Source organism: Marinobacter sp. 1-3A (assembly GCF_016597775.1).
GTDB lineage: Bacteria > Pseudomonadota > Gammaproteobacteria > Pseudomonadales > Oleiphilaceae > Marinobacter > Marinobacter xiaoshiensis.
On the sequence record NZ_VCGZ01000001.1, the window covers coordinates 600362 to 625279 of the forward strand.

At 54.2% G+C, this 24918-nt stretch carries 16 protein-coding genes and 4 tRNA genes; 9 read left to right on the top strand and 11 right to left on the bottom strand.

Translation table 11 applies throughout. The features are described from left to right. Positions 1–12 precede the first annotated feature (12 nt). Together FE848_RS02705 and FE848_RS02710 are read right to left on the bottom strand one after the other, a co-directional pair. Positions 13–3798 carry a translocation/assembly module TamB domain-containing protein gene (locus tag FE848_RS02705; protein ID WP_320159495.1) on the bottom strand — a complete coding sequence of 1262 codons (3786 nt, stop codon included), beginning with the start codon at positions 3796–3798 and terminating at the stop codon, positions 13–15. Next, positions 3795–5528: an autotransporter assembly complex protein TamA gene (locus tag FE848_RS02710; protein WP_227715083.1), complete on the bottom strand. Its 1734-nt coding sequence runs from the start codon at positions 5526–5528 to the stop codon at positions 3795–3797. Before FE848_RS02710 ends, FE848_RS02705 begins: the two co-directional genes overlap by 4 nt. Positions 5529–5722: 194 nt before the next feature. Between FE848_RS02710 and FE848_RS02715 the strand changes: the two genes are divergently transcribed. Next, positions 5723–6730, top strand: coding sequence for a hypothetical protein (locus FE848_RS02715; protein ID WP_200201185.1), 1008 nt, complete (start codon positions 5723–5725; stop codon positions 6728–6730). An 18-nt stretch (positions 6731–6748) separates the two neighbouring features. Continuing rightward, entirely contained in the window at positions 6749–8224 is a 1476-nt protein-coding gene (locus FE848_RS02720; RefSeq protein ID WP_200201186.1) for an amidase, read from the top strand. A gap of 138 nt (positions 8225–8362) precedes the next feature. Here FE848_RS02720 and FE848_RS02725 read toward each other — a convergent pair whose 3' ends face one another. Continuing rightward, positions 8363–10060: an NADPH-dependent assimilatory sulfite reductase hemoprotein subunit gene (locus FE848_RS02725; RefSeq protein WP_227715084.1), complete on the bottom strand. Its 1698-nt coding sequence runs from the start codon at positions 10058–10060 to the stop codon at positions 8363–8365. Further along, the gene (locus FE848_RS02730) at positions 10060–11832 is read right to left on the bottom strand and encodes an assimilatory sulfite reductase (NADPH) flavoprotein subunit (protein WP_200201187.1); all 1773 of its coding nucleotides are present in this window, start codon (positions 11830–11832) and stop codon (positions 10060–10062) included. The genes FE848_RS02725 and FE848_RS02730 overlap by 1 nt, the downstream gene beginning before the upstream one ends. 296 nt (positions 11833–12128) lie before the next feature. Between FE848_RS02730 and FE848_RS02735 the strand changes: the two genes are divergently transcribed. Next, positions 12129–13364 carry an FAD/NAD(P)-binding oxidoreductase gene (locus FE848_RS02735; protein ID WP_200201188.1) on the top strand — a complete coding sequence of 412 codons (1236 nt, stop codon included), beginning with the start codon at positions 12129–12131 and terminating at the stop codon, positions 13362–13364. 81 nt (positions 13365–13445) lie between these two features. Here FE848_RS02735 and FE848_RS02740 read toward each other — a convergent pair. Both FE848_RS02740 and FE848_RS02745 read right to left on the bottom strand, forming a co-directional pair. Then, positions 13446–13522: transfer RNA gene (locus FE848_RS02740), tRNA-Met, on the bottom strand. A gap of 91 nt (positions 13523–13613) precedes the next feature. Then, positions 13614–14951 (bottom strand): acetyl-CoA C-acetyltransferase, encoded by a 1338-nt coding sequence (locus FE848_RS02745; protein ID WP_200201189.1) that lies wholly within the window; start codon positions 14949–14951, stop codon positions 13614–13616. Between the two features lie 313 nt (positions 14952–15264). Here FE848_RS02745 and FE848_RS02750 point away from each other — a divergent pair, with 313 nt between their 5' ends. Further along, positions 15265–16671 (top strand): 3-oxoacyl-ACP reductase, encoded by a 1407-nt coding sequence (locus tag FE848_RS02750; RefSeq protein ID WP_200201315.1) that lies wholly within the window; start codon positions 15265–15267, stop codon positions 16669–16671. A 40-nt stretch (positions 16672–16711) separates the two neighbouring features. Here FE848_RS02750 and FE848_RS02755 read toward each other — a convergent pair. The 5 genes from FE848_RS02755 to FE848_RS02775 form a co-directional block, all read right to left on the bottom strand. Beyond that, a tRNA-Val gene (locus FE848_RS02755) sits at positions 16712–16787 on the bottom strand. Positions 16788–16795: 8 nt separating this feature from the next. Next, positions 16796–16872 (bottom strand) — tRNA-Asp (locus FE848_RS02760). Between the two features lie 69 nt (positions 16873–16941). Beyond that, a tRNA-Val gene (locus FE848_RS02765) sits at positions 16942–17017 on the bottom strand. A 131-nt stretch (positions 17018–17148) separates the two neighbouring features. Next, a complete protein-coding gene (locus FE848_RS02770) occupies positions 17149–17958 on the bottom strand; it encodes a DUF2846 domain-containing protein (protein WP_320159497.1) in 810 nt (269 codons plus the stop codon). A 230-nt stretch (positions 17959–18188) separates the two neighbouring features. Further along, a complete protein-coding gene (locus FE848_RS02775) occupies positions 18189–19181 on the bottom strand; it encodes a hypothetical protein (protein ID WP_200201191.1) in 993 nt (330 codons plus the stop codon). A 310-nt stretch (positions 19182–19491) separates the two neighbouring features. On the opposite strand from FE848_RS02775, the gene purE reads away from it, so the two are divergent. The 5 genes from purE to FE848_RS02800 all read left to right on the top strand — a co-directional run bounded on the left by purE (position 19492) and on the right by FE848_RS02800 (position 24908). Continuing rightward, positions 19492–19983: a 5-(carboxyamino)imidazole ribonucleotide mutase gene (gene purE, locus FE848_RS02780; RefSeq protein ID WP_200201192.1), complete on the top strand. Its 492-nt coding sequence runs from the start codon at positions 19492–19494 to the stop codon at positions 19981–19983. A 191-nt stretch (positions 19984–20174) separates the two neighbouring features. Continuing rightward, complete coding sequence (locus FE848_RS02785) at positions 20175–21299, top strand: 5-(carboxyamino)imidazole ribonucleotide synthase (protein WP_200201193.1); 1125 nt, start codon at positions 20175–20177, stop codon at positions 21297–21299. An 89-nt stretch (positions 21300–21388) separates the two neighbouring features. Continuing rightward, on the top strand, positions 21389–21967 hold the full coding sequence (gene sodB, locus FE848_RS02790) for a superoxide dismutase [Fe] (protein WP_200201194.1): 579 nt from the start codon (positions 21389–21391) through the stop codon (positions 21965–21967). Positions 21968–22236: 269 nt separating this feature from the next. After that, positions 22237–24297: a putative bifunctional diguanylate cyclase/phosphodiesterase gene (locus tag FE848_RS02795; RefSeq protein ID WP_200201195.1), complete on the top strand. Its 2061-nt coding sequence runs from the start codon at positions 22237–22239 to the stop codon at positions 24295–24297. A 23-nt stretch (positions 24298–24320) separates the two neighbouring features. Beyond that, on the top strand, positions 24321–24908 hold the full coding sequence (locus FE848_RS02800) for a LemA family protein (protein WP_200201196.1): 588 nt from the start codon (positions 24321–24323) through the stop codon (positions 24906–24908). Positions 24909–24918: the final 10 nt, after the last annotated feature.

Genomic DNA, 24918 nt, shown 5'->3' on the forward strand with positions numbered 1-24918 from the left:
GCCTGACAGAGTTTAAAAATCCCGGGTGTAGAAGATATCCAGAGATGCAGCCAGCCCGCTGGCTGCTTCTAGGTAAAAGTACTTACCCAGATCATATCGCAGCGCTACTGTGCTGATCGGTTCGAAAATTCCGACCCCATAACGGATACTGAGTTCATCAGTCAGGTACCCACTGGCTACTACCGACGTTTGGTCGCCACTGCCCTCTGCTTCCAGAGTCAACTGACGAATGCCGAACTCCTCACCGATTTGCCCTGTCACCTTGTTTACCTGGGTCAGGCCAAGTGAAATAGCAGCACGACTCATCTGACCATCATCACCCTGCCCACCGGGCGCCCGACCAAGAATCACATAAGACAGCGCCTCTGCTTGCGGCATGGAGGGGTTTGAGAACACTTCGGTTACGGGCGCCTGCACCGGGCCGCTTAACCGAATCCCTGCCACCACAGAATCCACTTGACGGACAGCTTCAATATCGAGATACGGCTGGACCAGACTGCCGACAAACAGCAATCGCGCCCTGCGCAACTCAAGCTCCTGCCCAAAGGCCTCATATCGACCATTAACCAGTTGCAGGGTGCCTCTGGTATCCATGTCGTTATTGATCCGCAAAGAGCCTTCCAAATCGCCGGTCACCCCGAATGCCGCAAAGGTTACCTGATCCTCACCGACCACAACCGTCACATCCATATCCAGCGAGCGGATAAGAGGCTCTTCCTGCTCCACACCTACAATCACTTCGTCTTCAGATACGGACACTGCCTGATCAGGCAGGCCTTTTATTTCGATACTCCCGCGGGGCACCTCAAGCCGGCCTTCCACACTCAGTGCACTGTCACGGAATGCGATAGTCAGATCTGGCACCACTTCCACGTGAGCGTAGGGTTCAAGACTAAAGGGTAGCCGTTCCCCGGTAATGCGAATTTGACCACCGGGAGCTCCCTGCCAGTCGACCTCTCCCTCAATGATTGCTTCACTGCGGGGATTGCTATGAATCCGGCCGCGAATATCAGCGGAATAGCCGTTGAGCTCCACACTGACAATGACCTCCTCCATGGGGATCGGTAAACGTGGATCCACCACCCGCCCATTGCTCAATGTTATCTCGCCCCTCACTGCAGGCTTCATAAGGGGGCCGGAAATGGTTCCCTCACCGTTAACCTCTCCAGAAATCTCCTCAAGCCCGCTAAACAAGCCGGCCAGGGCAATATCGAGACCGTCCAGTTTGAACTTGCCTTCAACCGGCCGGTCTTCGTCCATGGGGTCCAGACTCACATCCACCGAGAGTTTGCCAAGCTCCGGCCCCGACAGTCGCACAGCGAGGTCTGCCTGTTCAGGCTTCAGCTCCAACTCCGTCGTCAGAGTTGTGTAAGTCAAGGTTTCCCACTCACTATCCAGCAGTATTTCGAAACGGCCTTCGCCAGCATCCAGCGCTATCCGCCCGTCGGGACCTGAATCGTTAGAGGTAAAGGCAATCTCACCATTAATGCTGGAATGCCAGCGCAAGGTCTCTGGCAGAATCGGGGCCAGAGCCGTGGCCGGGAAGCTGTCAATCCGGTAGGCGATGCTAGGCACTGGCAGCAGGGTTTGATCATCAGCACAAACAGAGCTTTGCTGCCAGTTCCAACAGTGGGCAGCAAAACGAAGCTCGCCGCTCTCTCCGTAAACAAGCCCGGCGGGGGCCCCAAGTTCCCAGCTCTGCTCCTGCTCAGGCACATCAATCACACCTCTTGCCAGCTCGCCCTGCCAGCTTGTCCATGCTTCACCCGCTGCGCCCTGAAAATCCAGCTGCAATCTTGCTTCGTCATGTTGAGCATCGAGCGCAACTGTATGATTCCCCTGAGTGCCTTGCGCCCTGACGATTAACGACTCAATGGTTTGGCCACCGGCGGTAATGCCTTTGCCCTGTAACTCGGCGTTAAGACGGAACCCCTGCTCCAACTGGGCGTTTACATCCAGAATCTCAACAACCAGCAGGTCTTGCCAGCGCAATTCAGTTGCACTGGCCGTCAAGGTTCCTCGCGGGCTATCAGGGCTGCCCGAAAGCCGTAGCTGAAGATCAGCCTGCCCGCCTAGGCCCGGCATAATTTTCCCCGGCTCCGTCAGCATAAGGTTAAGGCTGGCTTTTAACTGTGTCCCCCATCGACCACTACCCTCAACCCGATTATCACCAACAGCCAGTTTCAGTGCAGGAACATCCCAGTCACCGCTTGAAGTATCAAGGCGGCCAGCTATCACAGCGGGGCTGGAGCGCCATTGCCCCGACAAGTCCCAGCCGGCTTTCATATCGGGAATAGGGCCGTCTGTAAGTTGCCCTTCTGTAGTAACACCACCGCTGAGGTCTGCATCCAGCATTGGCACCCAGTAGCCCGGATTAAAGTTCTCCAACTCCAAAGCCGCCCGCCAACTCAAAGGCCCGGAAAACTTGACCGTTCCCTCACCGGAAAGTGATCCTGCATCGGTAATCGCAGAGAGCTCGGTCAGACGAGCCTGGGTAGTATCGCCATCAACCGCCGCTGCTAACTCTGAACTGCCCTGGGGGCTGTCCACTTCTGCAGTGAGATTCGCCTGATAACGCCCATCCCGCCATGAGACGCTTCCGTTCAGCATGCGTAAATCAATCGGCGGCTCTTCCAGACCAGCAATCAACGAATACCAGGGAAACTGCCGTAGCTGTATGTCTGCTTCTGCACTCAAGCCGCCTTGCCATTGGGTACTGCCGGTCACTATGACATTTCGGGGCAAGTTGTCTGCCTCGCCCTCCACGCCCTGATTGCCTGCAGACAGTTCCAGCCGTATATCCTTGGCACCATTGGTTGTAACCAATCCCGCCAGCGTCAACTCAATGGGCCCACCGGTACCTGGCAATATGGCCGCCCCATTTGTCTTGAAACCGCTCTGCAAGCTGCCTCGGGCCTCAGCAAACCAGCTCTTCAGCACCAGGGTGTCTGGCTGAGCCTCCACCGCGCGAAAAGATTCAGAGGTTACCCGTATACGCGCTGGCAAACTGGCTGCCAAAGGCTCCACTTTCCCCTCCAGTGAAGCATTCAGATAACCTCGGCTCTGCCCCGCCAGTGCAAGATCCCGCACGCTGCCAGAGAGTGCCAGATCAATCATCCAGTCGGCGCCAAAGGGCGGCGGCAGTGACGCATTAACCTCAAGATTTACTGGCCAGTCCCGCCGCGTTTCAACGCGCCCGGAAGCCTCCACTATGTAATCGTCCCGTTTGTAGTAAACCCGTTCCAGCATCCAGTCAGACCCGGAGCCCTTGGAGTCAAGTTCAAACCTGTCCCAAACTTTGCTGCCATTAAGGGTGAACGTGCCTAGCCTTACATCACTAACCCTGAGGGCGAGCGGTAGCTCAAGCCTCGGCAAGCTGATGTCATCCGGAGAGCCTTGCTGGTCGTCTGAAGGCTGCACATTAACGTCCAGTCGTTCCAGGTGAAGGGTTTCAAGACACACTTGCAGATCAAAGAGACAGGAGGGTGACCAGTCTATGAAAGGGGCTTCAACCGTCACATCCACCCCATAGCCGCGCCACTTGATTCGGTCTGCCTGCCAGGTTCCGAACAGCGAGCCATGGTCGTTCACTGCCTCAAGCCCGGGAACCTGATCAATCACCCAGGCTGTACCTGTTTCTGAGCGCAGCGCCAACAAAACGGCAGCGCATAAAACGACTGGAAGAAAAACAAGTAAACCCAGAATTAGTAATAGCCAGAACCGAAGGCGCCCCGTGCGCGTGCGCCGGGATTTTGATGGTGCGTCAGCACTGCTATTGCCCTTATCCAACTCCGTCACAACTCTGGCCCCATCGAGAAGTGAACCCGCCACTCGCCGCCAAACTCAGGATTCAGACCTTTGGCAAGGTCCAGGCGCAAAGGCCCCAAGGGACTGATCCAGCGAATGCCAGCACCGACCCCGCTGGCGAGAGGATCAAACAGGTCATTAACTGCGTTGCCATGGTCAGCAAAAAGAGCGACACGCCACTTTTGGGCAAACTGATACTGGTATTCAGCACTGCCCACAAGCGTATAACGCCCGCCCACCGGAACGCCGTTTTCGTTCTCTGGCGAGAGAGTCTGGTAACCATAACCGCGAACACTTTGGTCACCACCGGCGAAGAAACGCAAGGAGGGCGGCACATCTTCAAACCGGTTGGTCCCCACACCACCAATCTGAAGCCTTGATAAAAAGCGATGTTTTCCCGCAAATGTGAACAAGCCTTTGGCAATAGCATTCACATGCAGAATATCCACACTGGAAAGAGCCGCCCTATGGGAGCCGGTTACGTTAATCTGCAAACGATAACCCTTGCTGGGGTCCAGCGGCGAGTTGACGTGTAACTTGGAATAGCCAAGCCCCGGAAGCAGCAACGTACTTGTTCCCTGCTCATCACCAATAATATTAAAGCGCTCCCCCTCCCAGTTCAAAGACAGCACCTGCAACCATTCATTATCCAGCTGGTGCTGCCATTGCTGCCCAAACGTCAGTAACTCTGATTCGATGTTTTCGATATCTTCGCGCTGATAACCTGCCGTAAAACGGATGAGATCCGTCATCGGCGGATCCAGAGGCAGCTCATACCAGGTACTCAGATTTTGCCTTGGCTCGGAGAGCTCTGTTTCTGCTCCGCGCGTGTGCCCCATGGGATTGATCCAGTGCTCCCGCCATGTAGCCCGAAAACGCGGCCCAACGTCTGTGGAAAAGCCAAGGCCAGTGGAAATGGAGCGGCCATCCCGCCGGGTCAGACTGATACGAACGGGTATAACGCCATCTTCTGCGCTGGAGGGTGAGGCATCAATGTCTACGCCGGAGAAATAACCACTACTGAGCAGATCGCTGTTCAGCTTTGCTATTTCATCTGCGTGGTACGGAATGCCCGGTTCAAACGTAACAAAATCGTGCAGGAGGTCAGTTTCAAACCAGTGCCCTTCTTCAAAGGTAACCGCTCCCAGCCGATAGCGGTCGCCGCTTTCGAACACCAGCGTAATGTTGGCCTCCAGGGCCTCGGGGTCCACCTCAAGACTGCGGGTAACAAGCCGGCCATCAAAGTAGCCCCTGCGCCTGGCACGTGTTTGCAGGGTATTCCGAAGGTTGCTGTAGTCGCCATGATTCAGCACATCGCCTTCCGCTGGATGCACAGGCAAGTTGTCGGTAAAGCGCGAGTCAGTCGCGGCAGCCCCGCGGATCTCAACAATGCGGGACTTGATACGCACCGGGTCGCCAGGTGTTATTTCCAGGATCAGCCTGGCTGTTTCTTCAGAGTCGCCCTCTTCCACCTGCCAATCCACAACCGGGCTGTAATAGCCTAAGGCTCGCAACCCTTTGCTGGCCTGACCAACCGCCGTAGATGCATAGCGTCGAAGATTGCCTGCACTGCGGCCCTCCACCTCACCAATGAAAGCTTCAGCATTTTCCTTAAGACCGGGATAGTCACCTTTGACACGAACCTCAACCTGTTGGGCAAGGCCCGTGGAAGACCACAGCAAAAGCAGCAGGCCCAGCAGCCGGATCTGTCCCGATTTCAAAATGTGATCAAGTGATAGCATCCGGCTGTTTCAGTGTTGCTTGTAACGGAAGTGATTATCGCTCAAGCGTGAGAGTTTAACGACGGGTGGTCAAGTTAATACGCGCCCAGACAAGTCGTCGGCCCAGTGCAAATGCGCTAACCTGTCGAAATACCAGAGAACGTTATTAGACCATAGAGGACGGATACCAGCGAATGCTGAAAATTAACCGCGAGAACCTGAAATCCAGCCACCAGACTACCTGGTTGATTATCGATTTCCTGATGCTGGGCCTGATCATCATCAACCTCGCGTTTATTATCTGGGATTCTGTCTATAGCTTCATTGCTATCCAGAATGCGCTGAAGGAACACCTTCCGGCCTTTCAGGCCGCCTACCACCCTATTCACGAAAACTTCATTTTTTATGATGCCATGTTCGTTGCAGTCTTCCTGGCCGAATTTTCTTTGCGCTGGGCCTATGCAATCAAGGCCAAAGTATACGACCGCTGGTACTTTTACCCCTTTATCCACTGGTATGATCTGGTGGGCTGTATACCTGTAGGTAGCCTGCGATTCCTGAGAATTTTGCGAATCGTGTCTATTGTGCACCGCTTGCATCAGCACAAGATCATCGATGTTACCAGCACCGGAATTTACCGCTTCTTCAATTTCTACTATGAAGCGTTCATGGAAGAGCTTTCAGACCGTATCGTAACCAAGGTGCTGAGTGGTGTGCAGCACGAAATAACTCTGGGCTCTCCGCTTTTTGAAAAGGTCCAGAACGATATCCTGTACCCACGGCGGGAGATGCTGTCCGGATGGATCTCCCAGCGGGTTGCTCAGGCTGCCAAGGAAGGCTACGTCCCCAACCGCGGAGCATTGAGAAATTACCTTGAGGACCGGGTTGACCATGCGCTGAAACAAAATGTGGAACTGTCACGGCTCAAATACCTGCCAATAGTAGGCTCAACCATTCAGGAAACCCTTGAAGATGCAGTGGGCGATATTGTAGCCAACGTTATCCAGCAGATTCTGGAAGACCTGGCCTCTTCTGCAAACCATGCGTTTATTGAAGATATCGTGAACGCCTTTATTCGCGGGCCAGGAGAAGCAGACAGCGTTGAAGCAAGAAATGAGGCACTGATCGCGCTGATTGTCGAAATCATCGATGCCATCAAAGGCCAGGTCAAAGTCAAACGCTGGCGAGAGCAGCTCCCCTAACATAATAAGAGACGCACTATGGATGTACTGCATTATCAGCCGGCCCATGAGCTGCTGGCACAACTTGAAGCTGGCACCCTGAGCAGCGAGAAGCTTGTGACGGAACTGCTCGCAAGAATCCGCGAGCACAACCCGGTGGTGAACGCCATTGTTACTCTCGACGAAGCTCGCGTGCTTGAGCAGGCGCGGAAAGCCGACCAGAAGCGAGCATCTGGCGCAGCAGTCGGCCCCTTGCACGGACTTCCCCTCACCATAAAGGACACCTGGGAAGTGGCCGGGATGACATGCACTGCCGGCGCCAGCGCGCTGCGCGATCACAAGCCTGAGCGCCATGCCGATGTAGTGCAACGACTGGAAGATGCCGGGGCTATTATTCTGGGTAAAACCAACGTACCTGTATACGCGACCGATCTGCAAAGCTACAACAAGCTGTTTGGCGTAACCAACAACCCGTATAACCCTGCCCACACCCCGGGCGGCTCTTCAGGTGGCGCGGCTGCAGCCTTGGCGGCGGGGATGACACCGCTGGAGGTGGGCAGCGATCTGGCGGGCTCGATTCGCATTCCAGCGCACTTTTGCGGCGTATTCGGGCATAAACCGTCGCGCTCACTGGTGTCATTTCGCGGACACATTCCCGGGCCGCCAGGCACGCAATCGCAACCGGATCTGGCAGAGGGTGGCCCTCTCGCCCGGAACGCGAAGGATCTCGAACTTTTATTAAAGGTAATTGCCGGTCCCAAGCCAGTTGACAGCCGGTGCTGGCAGCTGGAAATGGCGCCCTCACGCCTGAAAACCCTGAAACAGGCACGGGTGGGGCTATGGCTGGAAGACGGCTTGTGCCCGGTAGAACAGGAACTGACCGAAGGCTACCGGGCACTAGGCAAACAGCTTGCAGACAAAGGCGCTCTTGTATCAGAAGCAAAGCATCCCCTGTTGAACCTTGAGCACACACTACCTGCCTACTTCAATCTGCTGGGTAGCCTACTAAGCACTTCGCTAAAACCTGCCCAGCGCCGCCAGCTTAAATGGATTGCCCGACTGGAAAAGTGGCTTACTTTCTTTGGCCCCATGACACCCTTCATTGGTGAATATGGCCGTGGTGCAAACCAGCCTGCCTATCAATGGATGGCCATGAGCGAGGCGCGGGAGAAGATGCGAGCAGAGATCGAAACCCTGTTCCAGGAAGTAGATGTGCTTCTGACGCCCATAACACCCACGGCGGCTATCCGGCATGATCATTCCAACCCCGTGTTCAAACGTCGTATTACCGTTGCCGGGCAACCCCGCGCTTACATGGATCAGTTTTGCTGGATTGCGTTCGCCACGCTTTTAGGATTACCAGCCACGTCCGTTCCCATAGGTCGGACCAGCGAAGGGCTGCCGTTTAATGTGCAAGTGATTGGAGCACCGGGGATGGACCTTACCACCATTGGTTTCGCACGCTTGCTTGAAGAGGCCGGGCTGGCAGGATTTGAGACTCCGCCCGGTTTTTAACTCTAAATAGACAAGTAATGTGCAACATTCTCACTGCGAGCCTCTGAATAATGCCACCGACTTCGGCCATGCTATTCAGAGGTTCCCACACTCACTGGCTTCTGGACCACTCATATCGCTCCTTTTACACAGCCCGGTTCATTTCAATGGTTGATGCAACATAGCCGGCGTGCGCTCCTGCTCCACAATACCAACTCTGACCAGAAAATCACCAAACCGCTCCCGGGCATTCCGCTTTTGCTGATAGGCGCGGAACAGGGGGCGCAACTCGTCCAGTATGGTGTCTGTATCAATATTCTCACGGTAAAGCCTGTTCATACGCTGGCCTGAGAAATCCGCCCCCAGATAGAGATTGTATTTGCCTGGCGCCTTGCCAGTCAGTGCAATCTCTCCCAAATATGGCCGTGCACAGCCGTTCGGGCAACCGGTAATCCTCAGGTTAATGGCATCTGGTTCCAGCCCCTCTTCTGCCATGGTTCTTTCAACCCGGGTCACAAAGTCCGGCAGAAAGCGCTCGGATTCTGCCATCGCCAAGCCACAGGTTGGCAGAGCAACACACGCCATGGAGTTCTGGCGCAGGGGTGAACTGCGATTGCCGGCATCCAGCTTGTATTCCTCTACGATGGCATCCACTGCTGCTTTTTTCTCAGGTGCGACGTTGGCGATCACCAGATTTTGATTGCAGGTAATCCTGAAGCTGCCGTTGTGCGCTTCTGCAATCTTTCGCAATGCCGTTCGCAAAAGCCCGCTTTCAGTATCGGCCACCCGACCGGTAGGAATAAGCAGCGTAAGGTGCTGGTTACCATCTTCGCCCTCAACCCAGCCAAACCGGTCGCCGTTGTGGCTCAAGCTGAACGCGCGCGGTTTTTCAAAGGCGTGCTTGTGGTATTCCTCAAAACGCTCACGGAACCAGTCCATGCCGTAATCATCAATGGTGTACTTGAACCGAGCATGGGCGCGGTTGGTACGGTCACCGAAATCCCGTTGAATGGCACATATTGCTTCGCACGCATCCACAATCTGCTCTTTCGCAACATAGCCCGCCATTGTAGCCAGGCGCGGATAGGTGGCCGGATCGCCATAGGTAAGCCCCATTCCTCCACCAACGACCACGTTGAACCCACGAATCTGGCCATCTTCAACAATAGCGATCAGCCCGATATCGTTAGCAAATACGTCGCAGTCGTTTTCCGGGGGAATCGCCAGCGCAATTTTGAACTTGCGGGGAAGATATTTGTATCCGTAGAAAGGCTCCTCTTCCTCGCCCAGTTTCTGGACGCACTCTTCCCCTAGCCAGATCTCGGCATAAGCTGCCGAGCGCCAGCGCAACCGCTCACTGATTGCCAGAGAGAGTTCATGAATTTCTCCGTGCAGCTGCGACTGATGAGGGTTCACGTTGCTGATCACGTTACGATTCACATCGCCACAGGCTCCACGACTGTCCAGTCCCAAAGCATGGATTTTCTGCATGAACGGCTGCATCTGCTCCTTGAATACGCCGTGGAACTGGAATGTTTGGCGTGTTGTCAGGCGCAAGGTGGAATCCGCACACTCGTCGGCGATTTTATCCAGGCCCAACCACTGATCCGTGGTCAGAACACCCCCGGGCAAACGCAAACGCACCATAAACTGATACAGCGGCTCAAGCTTCTGGCGCCGGCGTTCATCCCGGACTTCCCGGTGATCCTGCTGGTATGAACCGTGGAATTTGGTCAGCTTGGTGTCGTCTTCCGGCAAGGCACCGGTGGTACGATCCGCCAGCCCTTCCAGAATGGTTCCACGCAGATAGTTACTTTCCCGCTTGATCACTTCGGCTTCAGGCAATTTTTCACTCATCAGTACACATCCCGCTGGTAACGTTTATCCCGGTTTAACTGGCGCAGGTAATCCTCAGCCTGCTCCGGATTCAGCCCTCCCTGCTCACTGGCAATATCCAGCAATGCCTGGTGCACATCCGGGGCCATTTTGTCGGCATCGCCGCACACATACAGACTGGCGCCGCGCTGCAGCCAGGCCCATACCTCGGCGCTGTTTTCCTTCAGGCAATGTTGCACATAGCGTTTTTCAGCCTGATCCCGGGAGAAAGCCACATCCAGCCTTGTAAGCAGGCCGTCACGGCGCCACTTGAGCCATTCCGATTGGTAGAGAAAATCACTGCGAAACCGACGATCACCAAAGAACAACCAGTTTTCACCTTCCGCCTCCCGTTCTTCCCGCTCCTGCAGGAAGGCACGGAAGGGCGCTACGCCGGTGCCCGGGCCAATCATGATCACCGGCTTGCTGTCATCCGGCAGGGCAAACTTCGTGTTGGGATCGATATAGACTCGTAGCTTGGCGCCTTCACTCATCCGCTCAGATAACCAGACAGATGCAACACCCTCACGATTTCGACCATGGCTGGCATAGCGCACGGCGGCCACGGTGATATGTACTTCATCTTCTACGGCGGTTTGGCTGGAACTGATGGAGTAGAGCCTTGGGGGCAGCTTGCGCAACAGGTCAACCAACGTTTGTGGTTCAAGTCCGGCTATGGGCCAAGCTTGAACCAGATCCAGAAGGTCACGCCCTTCTGTCCACGCCTTCATTTCAGCCCTATCTGCCACCAAAGCCTTTAGCGCATCACTCTCCACCCGATCTGCCCAATGCTTCATTAGCGGCGGTGTAAGCAGGGTGATTTCCCGGTAGAAAGCCAGGGCCTCCCGCAGCGGAATATCGCTCTCCTCCACGAGCACACGCTGCTCACCATCAAAGCCCAAGGCACTCAACAAATTGTTAACCAGGGCGGGGTTGTTTTCCGGGTATACACCCACCGCATCACCGGGTTTATAAACAAGCCCGGAATCCTCCAGTGACAACTCAATGTGCCTCACCTCCTTATCGGAACCTCGGCCACTGAGCAATTGATTGGTGAGAATAGTCGCCGGATAAGGATTCTTCCGGCTAAAGGTCGAGATTGGTCGCTGCGCTGCCGCAATCGGGCTATTAGCCGCAGGCTGACTCGCTCCTGCCTCACTGGCAATGGTTTCCAGTACCCGGTTGATCCAGTCTTCAGCTTGATCCTCATAATCCACATCGCAATCCACACGCTCAGCCAAAGCCGTTGCGCCCAGAGCCGCAAGCTTGCTATCGAAATCCTGGCCGGTTTTGCAAAAATGCTCGTAACTGGAATCTCCCAACGAGAGAACACTGTAGCGGAGGCCGCCCAGCTTCGGCGCTTTTTTACCATGCAGAAACTCATGCAAATCCAACGCATTGTCTGGTGGATCGCCCTCCCCATGGGTAGATGCCAGCACCGCCAGGTACTGTTCATTCTTCAATTGCCTGGGCTTGTAGTCAGCCATATCTATCGCTTTGGCGGATACGCCTCTTTCCAAAGCACGGGCGGCCAGTCGCTGTGCGAGCTCCTCTGCATTACCGGTTTGCGAGCCGAATAAAACGGTCAGTTCAGGGGTTGCAGACACGGGCGGGTTTGCGGAGCCACCCGAGCACTTCCCGGCCAGAAATCCAGCCAGCCAGAAAAGCTGACCTTCACCTATGCCGTCAAGAAGCTCTGCCAACCGCGCCTGCTGATTCGCAGAGAGGGGAGATGATTTCAGATCTGTCGTCATGTTGGATGATCCGTGTGGGCCGTAAATAAATTACCGGTTTCAACCAAACCTGTTGAAACCTCCACTACTCTAGGAATCACTAGATAAGCGACAAAATGAAATAGACAGGACAAACAAATCGATATATTCGATATATGGGCTAATTAGCTGTTTTTTATATACATTAAAGATATGCAAAATAGCTCTAACCGAAATGACCTTAATCATTTCATAGAATATCGAAATACTTTTAAGCTGATACCACTTTTCTCATGCACAAGGGGCTTCTCAGCAGGCTCCTTCAAGGAGTATCAGCAATGTCACAGAGTGCATCTTTACACACCCACCAAGTAGTCGTTATCGGCGCCGGTGCTGCTGGCACCAGTGTTGCCGCATCGCTGCTTCGACAACGCCCTGGTCTGGATGTCGCCATCGTTGAACCAGGCGATGTGCACTACTATCAACCAGCTCTCACACTTGTGGGTGGCGGTGCATATTCTCTGGCCAAAACGGCTCGCCCCCAAGCGCAAACCCTCCCGAAAGGCGCACGTTGGATAAGAGCTGCTGCACAGGAGCTTCAACCGGAACAGAACCGGATTATTCTTGATGATGGCCGCTCCTTTGGGTATGACATTCTGGTCGTCACGCCTGGCCTGAAGCTGGATTGGGATAAAGTAGAGGGCTTGCGGGAAACTTTGGGGCGCAATGGCGTATGCAGCAACTATGACCCCTCAGTGGCAGAATACACGTGGCAATGCATCAAACAGTTCCGTGGCGGCAAAGCCTTCTTCACGCAACCTCCGGCCCCAATCAAGTGCGCCGGCGCACCCCAAAAAATTGCTTACCTGGCCGCAGACTACTTCCGCAAAAATCAGATAGCCGGGCAGAGTGAATTGAGGTTTTACGCCGCAGGCGGCGCCCTTTTCAGCGTGCCGGACTTTGTCCCGCACCTGGAAAAGGTGGCTCGCAGGCACAACATCGGTCTTTTGATGAACCACAATTTGGTTGCTGTGAATGGCGACACGAAAGAAGCCACATTCCGCTTTACCGATGGCGAGGGAGAAGCCCGGGAAATAACAGAACGCTTTGATCTACTACATGTAACGCCACCACAGTGCGCCCCCGACTTTGTAAAAGCCAGCCCACTGGCGAATGCCGATGGCTGGGTAGATGTAGACCAGCACTCACTGCAGCATGTGCGCTTTCCCAATGTGTTCAGCCTGGGGGATTGCAGTTCGTTGCCAACGTCAAAAACAGCGGCTGCCGTCCGCAAGCAGTCGCCAGTAGCGGCCACCAACATTCTGGCTCAACTGGCGAACGAGCAACTGAAGGCAAGTTACGACGGCTACACCTCCTGCCCCATCGTCACAGGCTATGGAAAGGTGATGCTTGCGGAGTTTGTGTATGGCGGGAAGGTAACACCCACCCTGCCCCTGAGCCCCTTCAAAGAATCTGCCTTCTACTGGCAAGTGAAGAAGCGTGCGCTGCCTCCGTTTTACTTTGACTACATGCTCAGAGGTCGAGAGGGAGACATTGCACACAAAGCCCGTTAAGGCGGACCGCCTCAGGGGTAATTCAAAGAGTCAAAACGAAAAAAGGCAGATCAGTGAGTAACTGATCTGCCTTTTTTTATATGGTAGCGGGGGCAGGATTCGAACCTACGACCTTCGGGTTATGAGCCCGACGAGCTACCAGACTGCTCCACCCCGCATCAAACTGGTTGGTGGTCTCTCGATCACCGTGGCGCGCATACTACGGAGCCGAAGCCGGTCTGTCAAAGACTATTCCGACTTTCGGGCAACTTATCGCTCCAGAATGGCCGTTACGCCCTGACCACCGGCTGCGCAGATTGAAATCAGTCCCCGGCCACTGCCTTTCTCTTCCAGAATCTTGGCGAGCGTAGCCACAATGCGTCCACCCGTGGCGGCAAATGGGTGGCCAGTGGCGAGGCTGCTGCCTTTCACGTTCAGTTTAGCGCGGTCGATGCTGCCCAGAGGCTTATCGAGGCCTAGTTTGTCTTTACAAAACGCAGGATCTTCCCACGCCTTGAGGGTTGAAAGAACCTGAGCGGCAAAGGCTTCGTGGATTTCGTAGAAGTCAAAATCCTGCAGCGTAATACCTGCTTTTTCTAGAAGCCGGGGCACGGCGTATGCCGGAGCCATCAGCAAGCCTTCTTTTTTGTCCACAAAGTCAACGGCGGCCACCTCAGAGAACGTCAGCCAGGCCTTTACTTCAAAGTTGTTGGCTTTCGCCCACCCCTCGCTGGCCAAAAATACGCAGGAAGCGCCGTCCGTTAAAGCCGTGCTATTCGCAGCGGTCAGGGTGCCATTCTCGCGATCAAATGCCGGCTTAAGAGTTGCCAGCTTTTCCAGCGTGGTGTCCGGGCGCAGGATATTGTCTCTCTCAAGACCCGCCAGCGGCGTCATCAAATCATCAAAGAAACCTTCTTCATAGGCTTTGAGCAGCTTCTGATGACTTTCCCATGCCAGCAAATCCTGCTCATCCCTTGGGATTGACCATTCATGAGCCGTAACCTGGGCGTGGGCACCCATGGACATGCCTGTGCGAGGCTCGCCATTTTGCGGGATATCCGGCTTCAGGTGGCTGGGGCGTATGCGGCTGAGAATCTTCAACCTGTCACCGTTAGTCTTGGCACGGTTCAGGTCCAGCAGAATTTCCCGCAGGCCTTCACTTACACCAATAGGCGCATCAGAGGTTGTATCGGTACCACCTGCAATACCACACTCAATCTGGCCGAGAGCGATTTTGTTAGCCACAAGAATGGCCGATTCCAAACCTGTGCCACAGGCCTGTTGAATATCATAAGCCGGTGTTTCCGGTGCAAGCCCACAGCTAAGTGTCGCTTCCCGGGTCAGGTTGAAGTCCCGGGAGTGCTTCATAACAGCACCTGCTACAACCTCACCAAGGCGCTTGCCCTGAAGGTCGAAGCGGTCCACCAGACCGCGCAGGGCAGACGTCAACAGCTCCTGATTGCTGATCTTGCTGTAAACAGTGTTAGAGCGAGCAAAAGGAACCCGGTTGCCGCCAAGAATCGCGACGCGACGAACGCCGTTCGCGCCCTTTTCTGCGGCTTTAGCCGCTGCTGGTTTCTTCTGGTTGGACTTTTGAGCCTGTGCCATGATGCTATCCTTTCGTTAATTTAGTTCCGGAGTAAAAGGGCATGAAGAAGGAGCCTTCCAAAACCGTGCGGAGCCAGGGATGGCGGAGCCGAGCGAACACGGACGTATTCACAGCGTGTTTTGGAAGGCTCCTTCTTCATGCCCCTACACTCAAGATAAGCAGTATAGGAACGCCAGTTTAGCGCTAACTGCAGCTGTCTCATTGGCAGGCATGACAATGCCGTACAAGCGTTGAGTCAATCACATGGCTGGCGGATTCATTACTCTGTGCATCAACATGCTCCACACATCTCACCAACGCAAGGACGAAGCCATGTCTGACATCTATCTCAAACTCGTAAACACACCCGTAGGCAAAACTGCCGCACAAACCCTTGGCCTGCCATCACCTGTGCCTCTGAAGCGCCTCAAGCGCGCAGATCAGCCGTTTATTGAAGGTGACGTGCTGGTTGGCGCAGGCAACGGCGGCAAAGCCATAGCGGTCATTGGCGGCGTGCTGGGTGCCAGTGCAGCCACACTGCACCATGCCAGCGGCAAAGTGTCACTGGAAGATTCATCCAAAGCTGGCAATAAAGCCAAGGCTCTGGATCTGGCTTCAGAAAACACAACAAAATTCTCGGCACTGGTATTCGACGCCACTGGCCTGAAAGGTCCTGACGACCTTCGCGCTCTTTACGATTTTTTCCACCCCACAATCAAAAAGCTTGCCGCCAATGCACGGGTTGTTGTCATAGGCCAAGACCCTGCAACTTGCCGCAAAGCACCTCAGGCTGCAGCACAGCAAGCCCTGGAAGGCTTCACTCGCGCCGTAGGTAAAGAAATCGGCAAGAAAGGCGCCACCGCCAACTTGCTCTGGATTGCACCCAATGCCGAAAAGCAACTGGAATCCAGCCTGCGATTCTTCCTGTCTGCACGGTCCGCGTATGTTTCTGGTCAGGTAGTTCGTATCGGCAAAACCACCGGCACGCCCACTACAAACCCGGTTGCGCCACTGGCCGGCAAAGTTGCACTGGTAACGGGCGCTTCAAGGGGTATTGGCGCATCTATTGCACAGACCCTGTCCCGGGATGGCGCCACGGTGATCGGGCTGGACATTGAGCCCGCGATGGAAGAGCTCGAAAAAGTTACCAACGCCATCAAGGGCAAAGCTCTGGCCTGCGACATCACCGCGGCAGATGCTCCGGCAAAAATCGCAAACTTTATCGAGAAGCACTTTGGTGGCGTAGATCTGGTTATTCACAACGCCGGCATCACCCGTGACAAGACTCTGGGGAATATGCCTGAACACTTCTGGGACATGACCATCGCCGTTAACCTGACAGCTGAAGAACATATCAACGACGAACTCATGGGCCGCGACCTGCTTAAAGAAAATGGCCGTATTGTTTGCATCTCGTCTATCAGCGGCATTGCAGGGAACTTTGGGCAGACAAACTATTCAGCTGCGAAATCCGGCGTGATTGGCTATGTGGAGGCCATGGCAAAGCAGGTAAAGAACGGGGTCACCATCAACGTGGTCGCTCCCGGGTTCATTGAAACCCAGATGACAGCCGCCATGCCTATGACCCTGCGCGAAGCCGGTCGGCGCATGAACAGCCTTTCTCAAGGCGGTCAGCCTGTCGACGTAGCTGAAACCATTGCCTGGTACTGCAGCCCTGCATCTGGTGGTGTGAACGGGAACGTTGTTCGGGTGTGCGGTCAATCACTGATCGGGAAGTAAAAAAAAGGGCAAGTCCATTGGACTTGCCCTTTTTAGTATCTGGTGGGTGGTACTGGGATCGAACCAGTGACCCTCGCCTTGTAAGGGCGATGCTCTCCCAGCTGAGCTAACCACCCAGAAAGAGTGGCGGAGCGGACGGGACTCGAACCCGCGACCCCCGGCGTGACAGGCCGGTATTCTAACCAACTGAACTACCGCTCCGCATTGATCCGGCATTAAGCCTGAATCGTGTACCGAACTCAAGAGCCCGATACTTGCCTTGAAAGAAAGTGGTGGGTGGTACTGGGATCGAACCAGTGACCCTCGCCTTGTAAGGGCGATGCTCTCCCAGCTGAGCTAACCACCCACTTCAGTCACCTTTCAAAGGCACTCACTTGAATTTGCTGATATTGCCTGCGAACAGACTTCATTGCTCAACCAAGTGAGAGGCGCATTTTAAGCATTTGTTCGGCGGTGTCAAATCTTTTTCCGGAAACCCTAGAAAAACCACCAACCACTGGAGTTTTCCTCTTTACGACGTTTGCGCTCCAACTCCAGTTGGGCGTACTCCTGCTCCAACTGCTCCATCTTCTGGTCTGACTCCAACGGAACCGATGGTGCACCACCAAACGGCCAGTACCAGGGCGCTGGCTTATAAAGCCCTTCACGCTCCAGCCGCTCCAACTCCAGCTCACGCTCTTCTTCCAAAAGCGCCTTGCGCCGCTCGTAGTCGGCATCTTCATTGTCTTCCACAATAGATGCTGCCGCGTGGTTAGGCGCCAGCAAATCACTATTCAGGAAACGAGTCGAGACTATTTCCCCCTCCTGCATCGCGTATTCCCGTGTAACCAGGCGAAGGTCACCTTGGGCAAGTGGGTGCTCAGGATCCAGTTCGGGATGGGCCTGCGTGGGCTCAGAGAGTTCGTTGTACCGAAAATAATAAATACCGCCCGGCTCGACAGTAAATGTGGCATCAGCAATCAGGCTAAGACTGAACGAGTTTAGCCCCTCCAGCCCCAGTAGTGGCCTGCGCATGGCAACATGGCGCTCACCGGGGCTGACCACCAGCCAGGTATAGCTATCGTTTCGGATATTAAAATAGTGTGAATCATCAACGTAAACACTGGGGGCTTCAATTTCATCGTCTGCCCATTCGGAGTGAGTACGATAAAAATACAATACGGCGTGCTTGCGATCCCAATCGTCGTTATCAATATGCACGAAATCATGGCCAGACACCGGATGCAAAAACGACCCGGTGCTTTTCCCGATAGACTGGTAAATAGTGCACCCGGATACAGACAACATCGATGCAATTAACAGCACATGGAAGGAAAACGAACGCAGATTGAACGGCTCAAGAAAAGACACAGGGGTTTTCATTTTTGTTAACTCTTCATCCTTTGGTGAGTTGCCCGATCATAGCAACTGCCACGCGGTATAAATGAGAGGTACCGCAAGAGATGAATAACAAAATGTTACGAAAGTGGGCGCCCACTACCAGTGCGGCGCCACTCGGGTATATTCCAGATTAGCTACTACTGGCCGGACACCTGGCTACGAAGCTGATTAACCTCTTCTGACAACCTTACAAGCCGCGACGTAAGTTGCGCACGGGACGAATCAATCGCCTGCACATCCCTCTTGATCGCCGCCAACTCATTCCTGAGGGCCTGCTCACCGTCTTTACTGGAAAGCCCGGCCAACTTCTTCTCAAGGACAGACAAGCGCCCTTCTATGCCGCTGATCCCAAGCTTCTGCTCCTGCTCAAAACGCCGTACCCGCTGCTCAACAACCTGGTCAACATCCGCCAACTGCTTAGACAGCGTGGTCAACTGCTCTGTTGCCTGACGATTTGCAGCCTCCAACACGGCCAGGGACGTTTCTGTTTGCTTCGCTAACGCGGCCACATCGGCACCAAGCGACACCCGAACCTTCTCAACCGTAGCGCTCGTATCGGCCAATGCTTTCTGGTTTTCAGTAAGCCTGGTTTCTACCGCAGCAATCCGGTTTTGATGATCTTCCAGCTGCTTTTTGTTTCGCTCGTTTGCGATAACCCAAAGCTTCCGTATTTCACTATCCGCTGCATCCAACTGCTTCTTCTGGGCCTCCAGATTCTCAGCCAAAGACGCGCCGCTCTCTGCCAGAGTCTCTCCTGTCTCTGAAAGATCTCCCTCAAACCGCGCCAACGCCAACTTACTCTGCCGCGTCCAGTAGTCTGCCTCTTCCAACTGCGCCTCCAAAACCTGAAGCCGCTGATTCTGGGAATACCATCCCGCCACAGATGCAACAGCCACCGCAATCACCAATAGCCATAAAACAGCCAACCCAGACCGACCGCTACCGCCGCCATTGCTCGCGCTTTTGGCCTGCTTCGGTGGCTTTGGATTCCCCCCTGCGCTTTTGCTTCCACTCTTACCAACACTCTCGCCTGAAGATTTCGGCTTCTTCTGGGCAGGCGCTTTTTTTTCCGGCGTGCCGATAGGTCGTTCAGCTCTGAGCTCATCGTCATCTGGACGGATGGGTTCCATTACTACTCCTGGGTATGGGGGATTCATTTAACTGGCCCTGATAATACATGCACCTGCCAAAGGGTTGAAATGAAGAAACCAAAAGGTATGAGTTATACGTTCCCACGCCAGGGATCGGGGTACGGTAGGGGCTTATTTTCCAGGAATGTCGTAGGCCATGGACGGCCGGAGACAAGCGCACAGGGACGTGCTTGTAGCGGTTCCTGGAAAAGAAGCCCCTGCCGTACCATGCACCCAAAGACCTTCCTTGCATGGCAGATAGCCAAAACATACAATGTCCGGCTTTCCAATTATCACAGGACAGTTGCGTATGCAGCCGCTTGTAGGACTTATCATGGGCTCCAAATCCGACTGGCCCACCATGGAACACGCCGCCAACATGCTCGAAAAACTCGGCGTAGCCTATGAAACCAAAGTCGTCTCAGCCCACCGCACCCCGGATCTGCTTTTCGACTACGCGAAAAGCGCCTCCGACCGCGGCCTGAAAGTCATCATTGCAGGCGCCGGCGGCGCAGCCCACCTGCCCGGCATGGTCGCATCGCAGACCTCCTTACCCGTACTGGGCGTGCCCGTTCAGTCCAAAGCACTCAGCGGCCTTGATTCGCTACTCTCCATCGTGCAAATGCCAGGCGGCATTGCTGTAGGCACCCTGGCCATCGGCAACGCCGGTGCCACCAATGCCGGTTTACTGGCCGCACAAATTATTGGCACCTTTGATGCGGATGTGAGAAAAACGGTAGATGAGTTCCGGGCAACACAGACCCAAACAATCCTGGACAACCCTGATCCGCAAGATCAGTGAGCCCACTGACCAGTTCAGATTGCGCGGCTGGGGCAAGGCTTTCCAAAACTGTGCAGGAGCGTGCGGGCAGGGCTTTCCAAAACACGCTGTGAATACATCCATGTACGCTTGGCTCCGCACAGTTTTGGAAAGCCCTGCCCGCCCACTCCCCCAAACTTTGATCAATGCCCGACAGCGGCAGGAGAACACAAATGAGAATTGGTGTATTAGGTGCCGGCCAACTGGGAAGAATGCTTGCCCTCGCCGGATATCCGCTGGCCAAAACCTTTGTTTTCTATGACATGTCCGGCAGCCCCAGCGCTGGTTTGGGTGAAGTTATCATTGATCGCGAAGGCAAATACCTAGACGACTTTCTCTCACGGGTAGATCGCGTAACCTACGAATTTGAACACCTTCCGGTCGAGGTCGCAGAAGCACTGGCAAAAGAAAAGCCAGTCCACCCCTGCCCCCGCGCCCTCCAGATTTGCCAGAATCGCGAAGCCGAAAAAACACTGTTCGGCGAGCTTGGCATCCCAACCCCCCAATGGAAAATTGCCGACAGCGCTGAATCCCTGAAAGCCGCTGCGGAAAGTCTGGGTTGCCCGGTTGTTGCCAAATCCAACACCGAAGGATATGACGGCAAAGGCCAGGCCGTTCTGAAAAGCCCGGAAGATGCAGAAGCCGCTTGGGAAAGCATCGGGCACCCACGGCTGATGGTCGAAAAATTTGTAGAGTTCAGCCGCGAAGTTTCTATCATTGCTGTGCGCGGTGAGGATGGCCAGCTGGCCTTCTACCCGATTTCAGAAAACGTTCACCACGAAGGGATCTTGCGCTACGCCATCGCCCCCGCACCGAAACTGGAAAAACACGTTCAGGAAGATGCCGAGCGGTATATAAAGGCATTGTTGAACGAGCTGGGGTACGTAGGTGTACTTACCCTGGAACTGTTTGAAACAGCCAACGGGCTGGTGGCCAATGAGATGGCACCCCGGGTTCACAACTCAGGGCACTGGACTATTGAAGGCGCAATGACCAGCCAGTTTGAGAACCACATCCGGGCCGTAAGCGGGCACCCACTAGGCAGCGTTGAGCCCCGAGGCCTAAGCTGCATGATTAACATCATCGGAGAACACGGAGATGTTGAACGTCTGCTGGAACTCCCTTACGCTCATGTGCATCTTTACAACAAAGGTGAGCGGCCCGGGCGCAAGCTAGGCCACGTTAATGTTCTTGCGGACAGTTATGAAGAGCTGGTTTGGCGGGTCAGAAACTGCGTGCAATTTCTGCCTGGCAGCCCTGAATTCAACAGCTCACTTATCAGCAACCGTAAAGAATGAATCGCCTTAGGGGTTGATATCGATCAAATCGACCCCATATAAGGTTCGAGACACACACCATAAACAGAGAGACCAGGGAGAACGACCTCATGGCATTTGAACTTCCAGCACTACCTTACGAAAAAAACGCACTGGAACCACACATCTCTGCTGAAACGCTCGAGTATCATTACGGCAAGCACCACAACACTTACGTAACCAACCTGAACGGTCTGGTTGAAGGTACGGACAACGCCAACAAATCACTCGAAGACATTATCAAAAGCGCCAGTGGCCCATTGTTCAACAACGCTGCACAAGTGTGGAACCACACTTTCTATTGGAACTGCCTGAGCCCGAACGGCGGCGGCGAACCCAAAGGTGCGGCAAAAGAAGCAATCGAAAAGGCGTTCGGCTCATTCGAGAACTTCAAAAAAGAATTTAATGACAATGCCGCCAAAAACTTCGGTTCTGGCTGGACATGGCTGGTCAAAAAAGCAGACGGCAGTGTTGCTATTGCCAACACCAGCAATGCGGAAACACCGCTGACCAGCGCAGACAAGCCAGTACTGACTGTTGACGTGTGGGAGCACGCATATTACATCGACTATCGCAACTCCCGCCCAAACTACCTGGCCGCGTTCTGGAATCTGATCAACTGGGATTTCGTGAACGAAAATCTGGCATGATTACTCTGGCTGGATTTCAGGTTGCAGTCGGCAGTGACTGACTAAAAAACGCCCGCTTGCAGCGGGCGTTTTTTGTGGGAGAATCAGTCACACTTACAAATAAAAACGTCAGGATTCTGAAGTATTTGAAATAATCACCCATACTCTATGCAGTGTGGTTTAACCTGAACCATAATCCGCATTGTCGGCAAGGGTATAGACCCGTTTACCGACATTCCGCGGCTTTAAGTTTACGGGCGCCTGACGAACAATGCTAAAGACGGGTCTGAATGCAGAAATCCTTTGAGGTCGAAAACCGCCTTGGCTACCGCATCCTTCGGTGGATACTTGCCGTCGCGCTGGTTAGTGGTGTGATCGTAAGTGCCATACAAGTGGTACTGGATGCACAGCGCGTATCTGCTGACCTGGATAACCAGGCCCAGCAAACCATTGCCATGGTTAGAGATGCAGCCACACAAGCGGTGTTCAGTATCGATGCCGACTTGGCTAATCAGGTCGTCGATGGCTTGTTTGCCCGGGAAGCGGTACTGCTAGCCCAGATTCTTCACACCAATGGGGAACCGCTTAGCAGCCGTGAACGGCCAAAAGCTGATAGTGCGTTCAACCCATTAATAAACGCCATCTTCGACTCCAGACGCCAGTTCACCACAGTACTTACCCGTAGCGGCGACCCTGGCACCGTGTACGGCCACTTTGTAGTTCACTACGATACTGTGCCCTCGGCCCATATATGGCTGAGCCGTGCCATGATCACGTTCACTTCTGTAGTGGCTACCGCTGTTATTCTTGGCATGGTGCTGTACTTCGTTTTCTACATGCTTCTGACTCGCCCATTGTTGCGCATCGTAGACTCAGTTAAACAAGTGAACCCCGAACACCCGGACGACCGCCTGGTCGTTACACCAACCGGGCACGAGAAAGATGAGCTCGGGCTCTGGGTCAGTGCTACCAACACGCTGCTCATTGCCATTGGTGACAGCCAGAAGCGACACCGTGAAGCCGAAGACAAGGTAAGCAGGCTTGCCCGCTACGACCAGCTTACCGGGCTACTGAGCCGGGACAGTTTTATGGAACTGTTAAAGGCCGACATTAAAGAATCCAAACACAACAACACATTATTATCTGTGATTGTTTGCGGCATCGACGACTTCAAATCCATCAACGATCAATGTGGCTTTCGCACTGGGGATTTCACCCTGCAAACTGTCGCAGACAGGTTGATAAGTACACTTAGCGGATCACGCTTTACCATCGCGCGTCTCGGTGGCGACCAGTTTGTCATCACCGAAAAGGGTCTGAAAGACGGCTTTCAAGCTGCAGATACCGCGGAAGCAATCCTCGCCACTGTCAGCGAAACCATGGGCCTCGAAGGCCAAAGCATCTCTATGACAGCAACCTTGGGCATTGCGCTTTATCCCTCCGATGCCATCCAGCCCGATCGGCTGCTGCAAAGTGCAGAACAAACCATGATGCTGGCCAAACAGAAAGGCCGGGATCACTTTCAGTTTTACGTTGCCAGCATCGATCAGGAAATCCGCGACCGCAAACAGCTAGAGAAAGATTTGTCAGAGGCCTTGGCGCTTAACCAGCTGTACCTTGTTTATCAGCCCCAAGTGAACCTTGAAACCAAGCGAGTGATTGGGGCCGAAGCCCTCCTCCGCTGGGATCACCCTGTTCGCGGGCTGGTGCCACCGGATTACTTCATACCCGTCGCAGAAAACAACGGCTCTATTGTCGAAATTGGCCAGTGGGTCCTTGAACAGGCCTGCCTACAAGCCAGGTTGTGGGCAGACAAAGGCTTGCCTTTACGCATTGCCGTAAACCTGTCTGCGGTGCAGCTACGCCAGGATCGTATTGTTGATGATATTCTGGGCACCCTGAAGCGCCATGACATTCCCGCCGGCCGCCTGGAACTGGAAGTTACCGAAACCAGTTTTATGACCAACCTTGCAGATGCAGTAGCCAAGCTTCACACGCTTAACCGCGCTGGTATCAGCATTGCAGTAGACGACTTCGGAACCGGTTATTCGTCCCTTACCTATCTCAAGAAGATGCCGGTACAGCACCTCAAAATTGATAAGCAGTTCATTCGTGACCTGCTGGTTAATGAAGAAGATACCCGCATCACTAACACCATCATTGACCTGGGAAGAAGCCTCAACCTGACAGTTGTTGCAGAAGGTGTCGAAACGGCAGAGCAGGAGTATTACCTCACCCAGCGTGGCTGCAAGCTGGCGCAGGGTTATTTCTTCAGCAAGCCCTTGCGCCCTGCAGACTTTGAGGCTTTTGTGCAGGAATTTCACCAGAAAACCGTCGAAAATGACGCATGATTCATTACATCTGAGGAGTTGCCATGGGAACTACCATTATTGGCCTGATTGTTATTGCCGTTGCCGTAATTTATCTGGTTTCTATATATAACCGCCTGGTTTCCTTGCGCAACCAATTCAAAAACGCATTTGCGCAGATTGATGTGCAACTCCAGCGCAGGCACGATCTGATTCCCAACCTGGTAGAAGCAGCCAAAGCCTACCTCGTGCATGAAAAATCAACGCTCACCCAGGTGATGGAAGCAAGAAACAATGCGGTAAGCGCCCAGAAAGATGCTGCCAGAGATCCCGGTGATGGCACCAAAATCCAACGCCTTGGCGGTGCTGAGAACCTGCTCACCAAAGCACTGGCGAATTTTTACGCCGTAGCCGAAAACTACCCGGACCTGAAAGCCAACGAGACCATTCAGCAGTTGATGGAAGAGCTTTCCAGCACAGAAAACCGGGTGTCCTTCGCCCGCCAGGCCTATAACGATGGTGTAATGAGCTACAACATCTTCCGCGAGCAATTCCCCAACAACGTAATTGCCGGCATGTTCGCCTTCAAGGAAACCTCCCAGCTTGAGCTTGAGTCTCCTGAGGCCCGCCAGGTTCCCAAAGTAGCCTTCTGAGTCTCTGAAC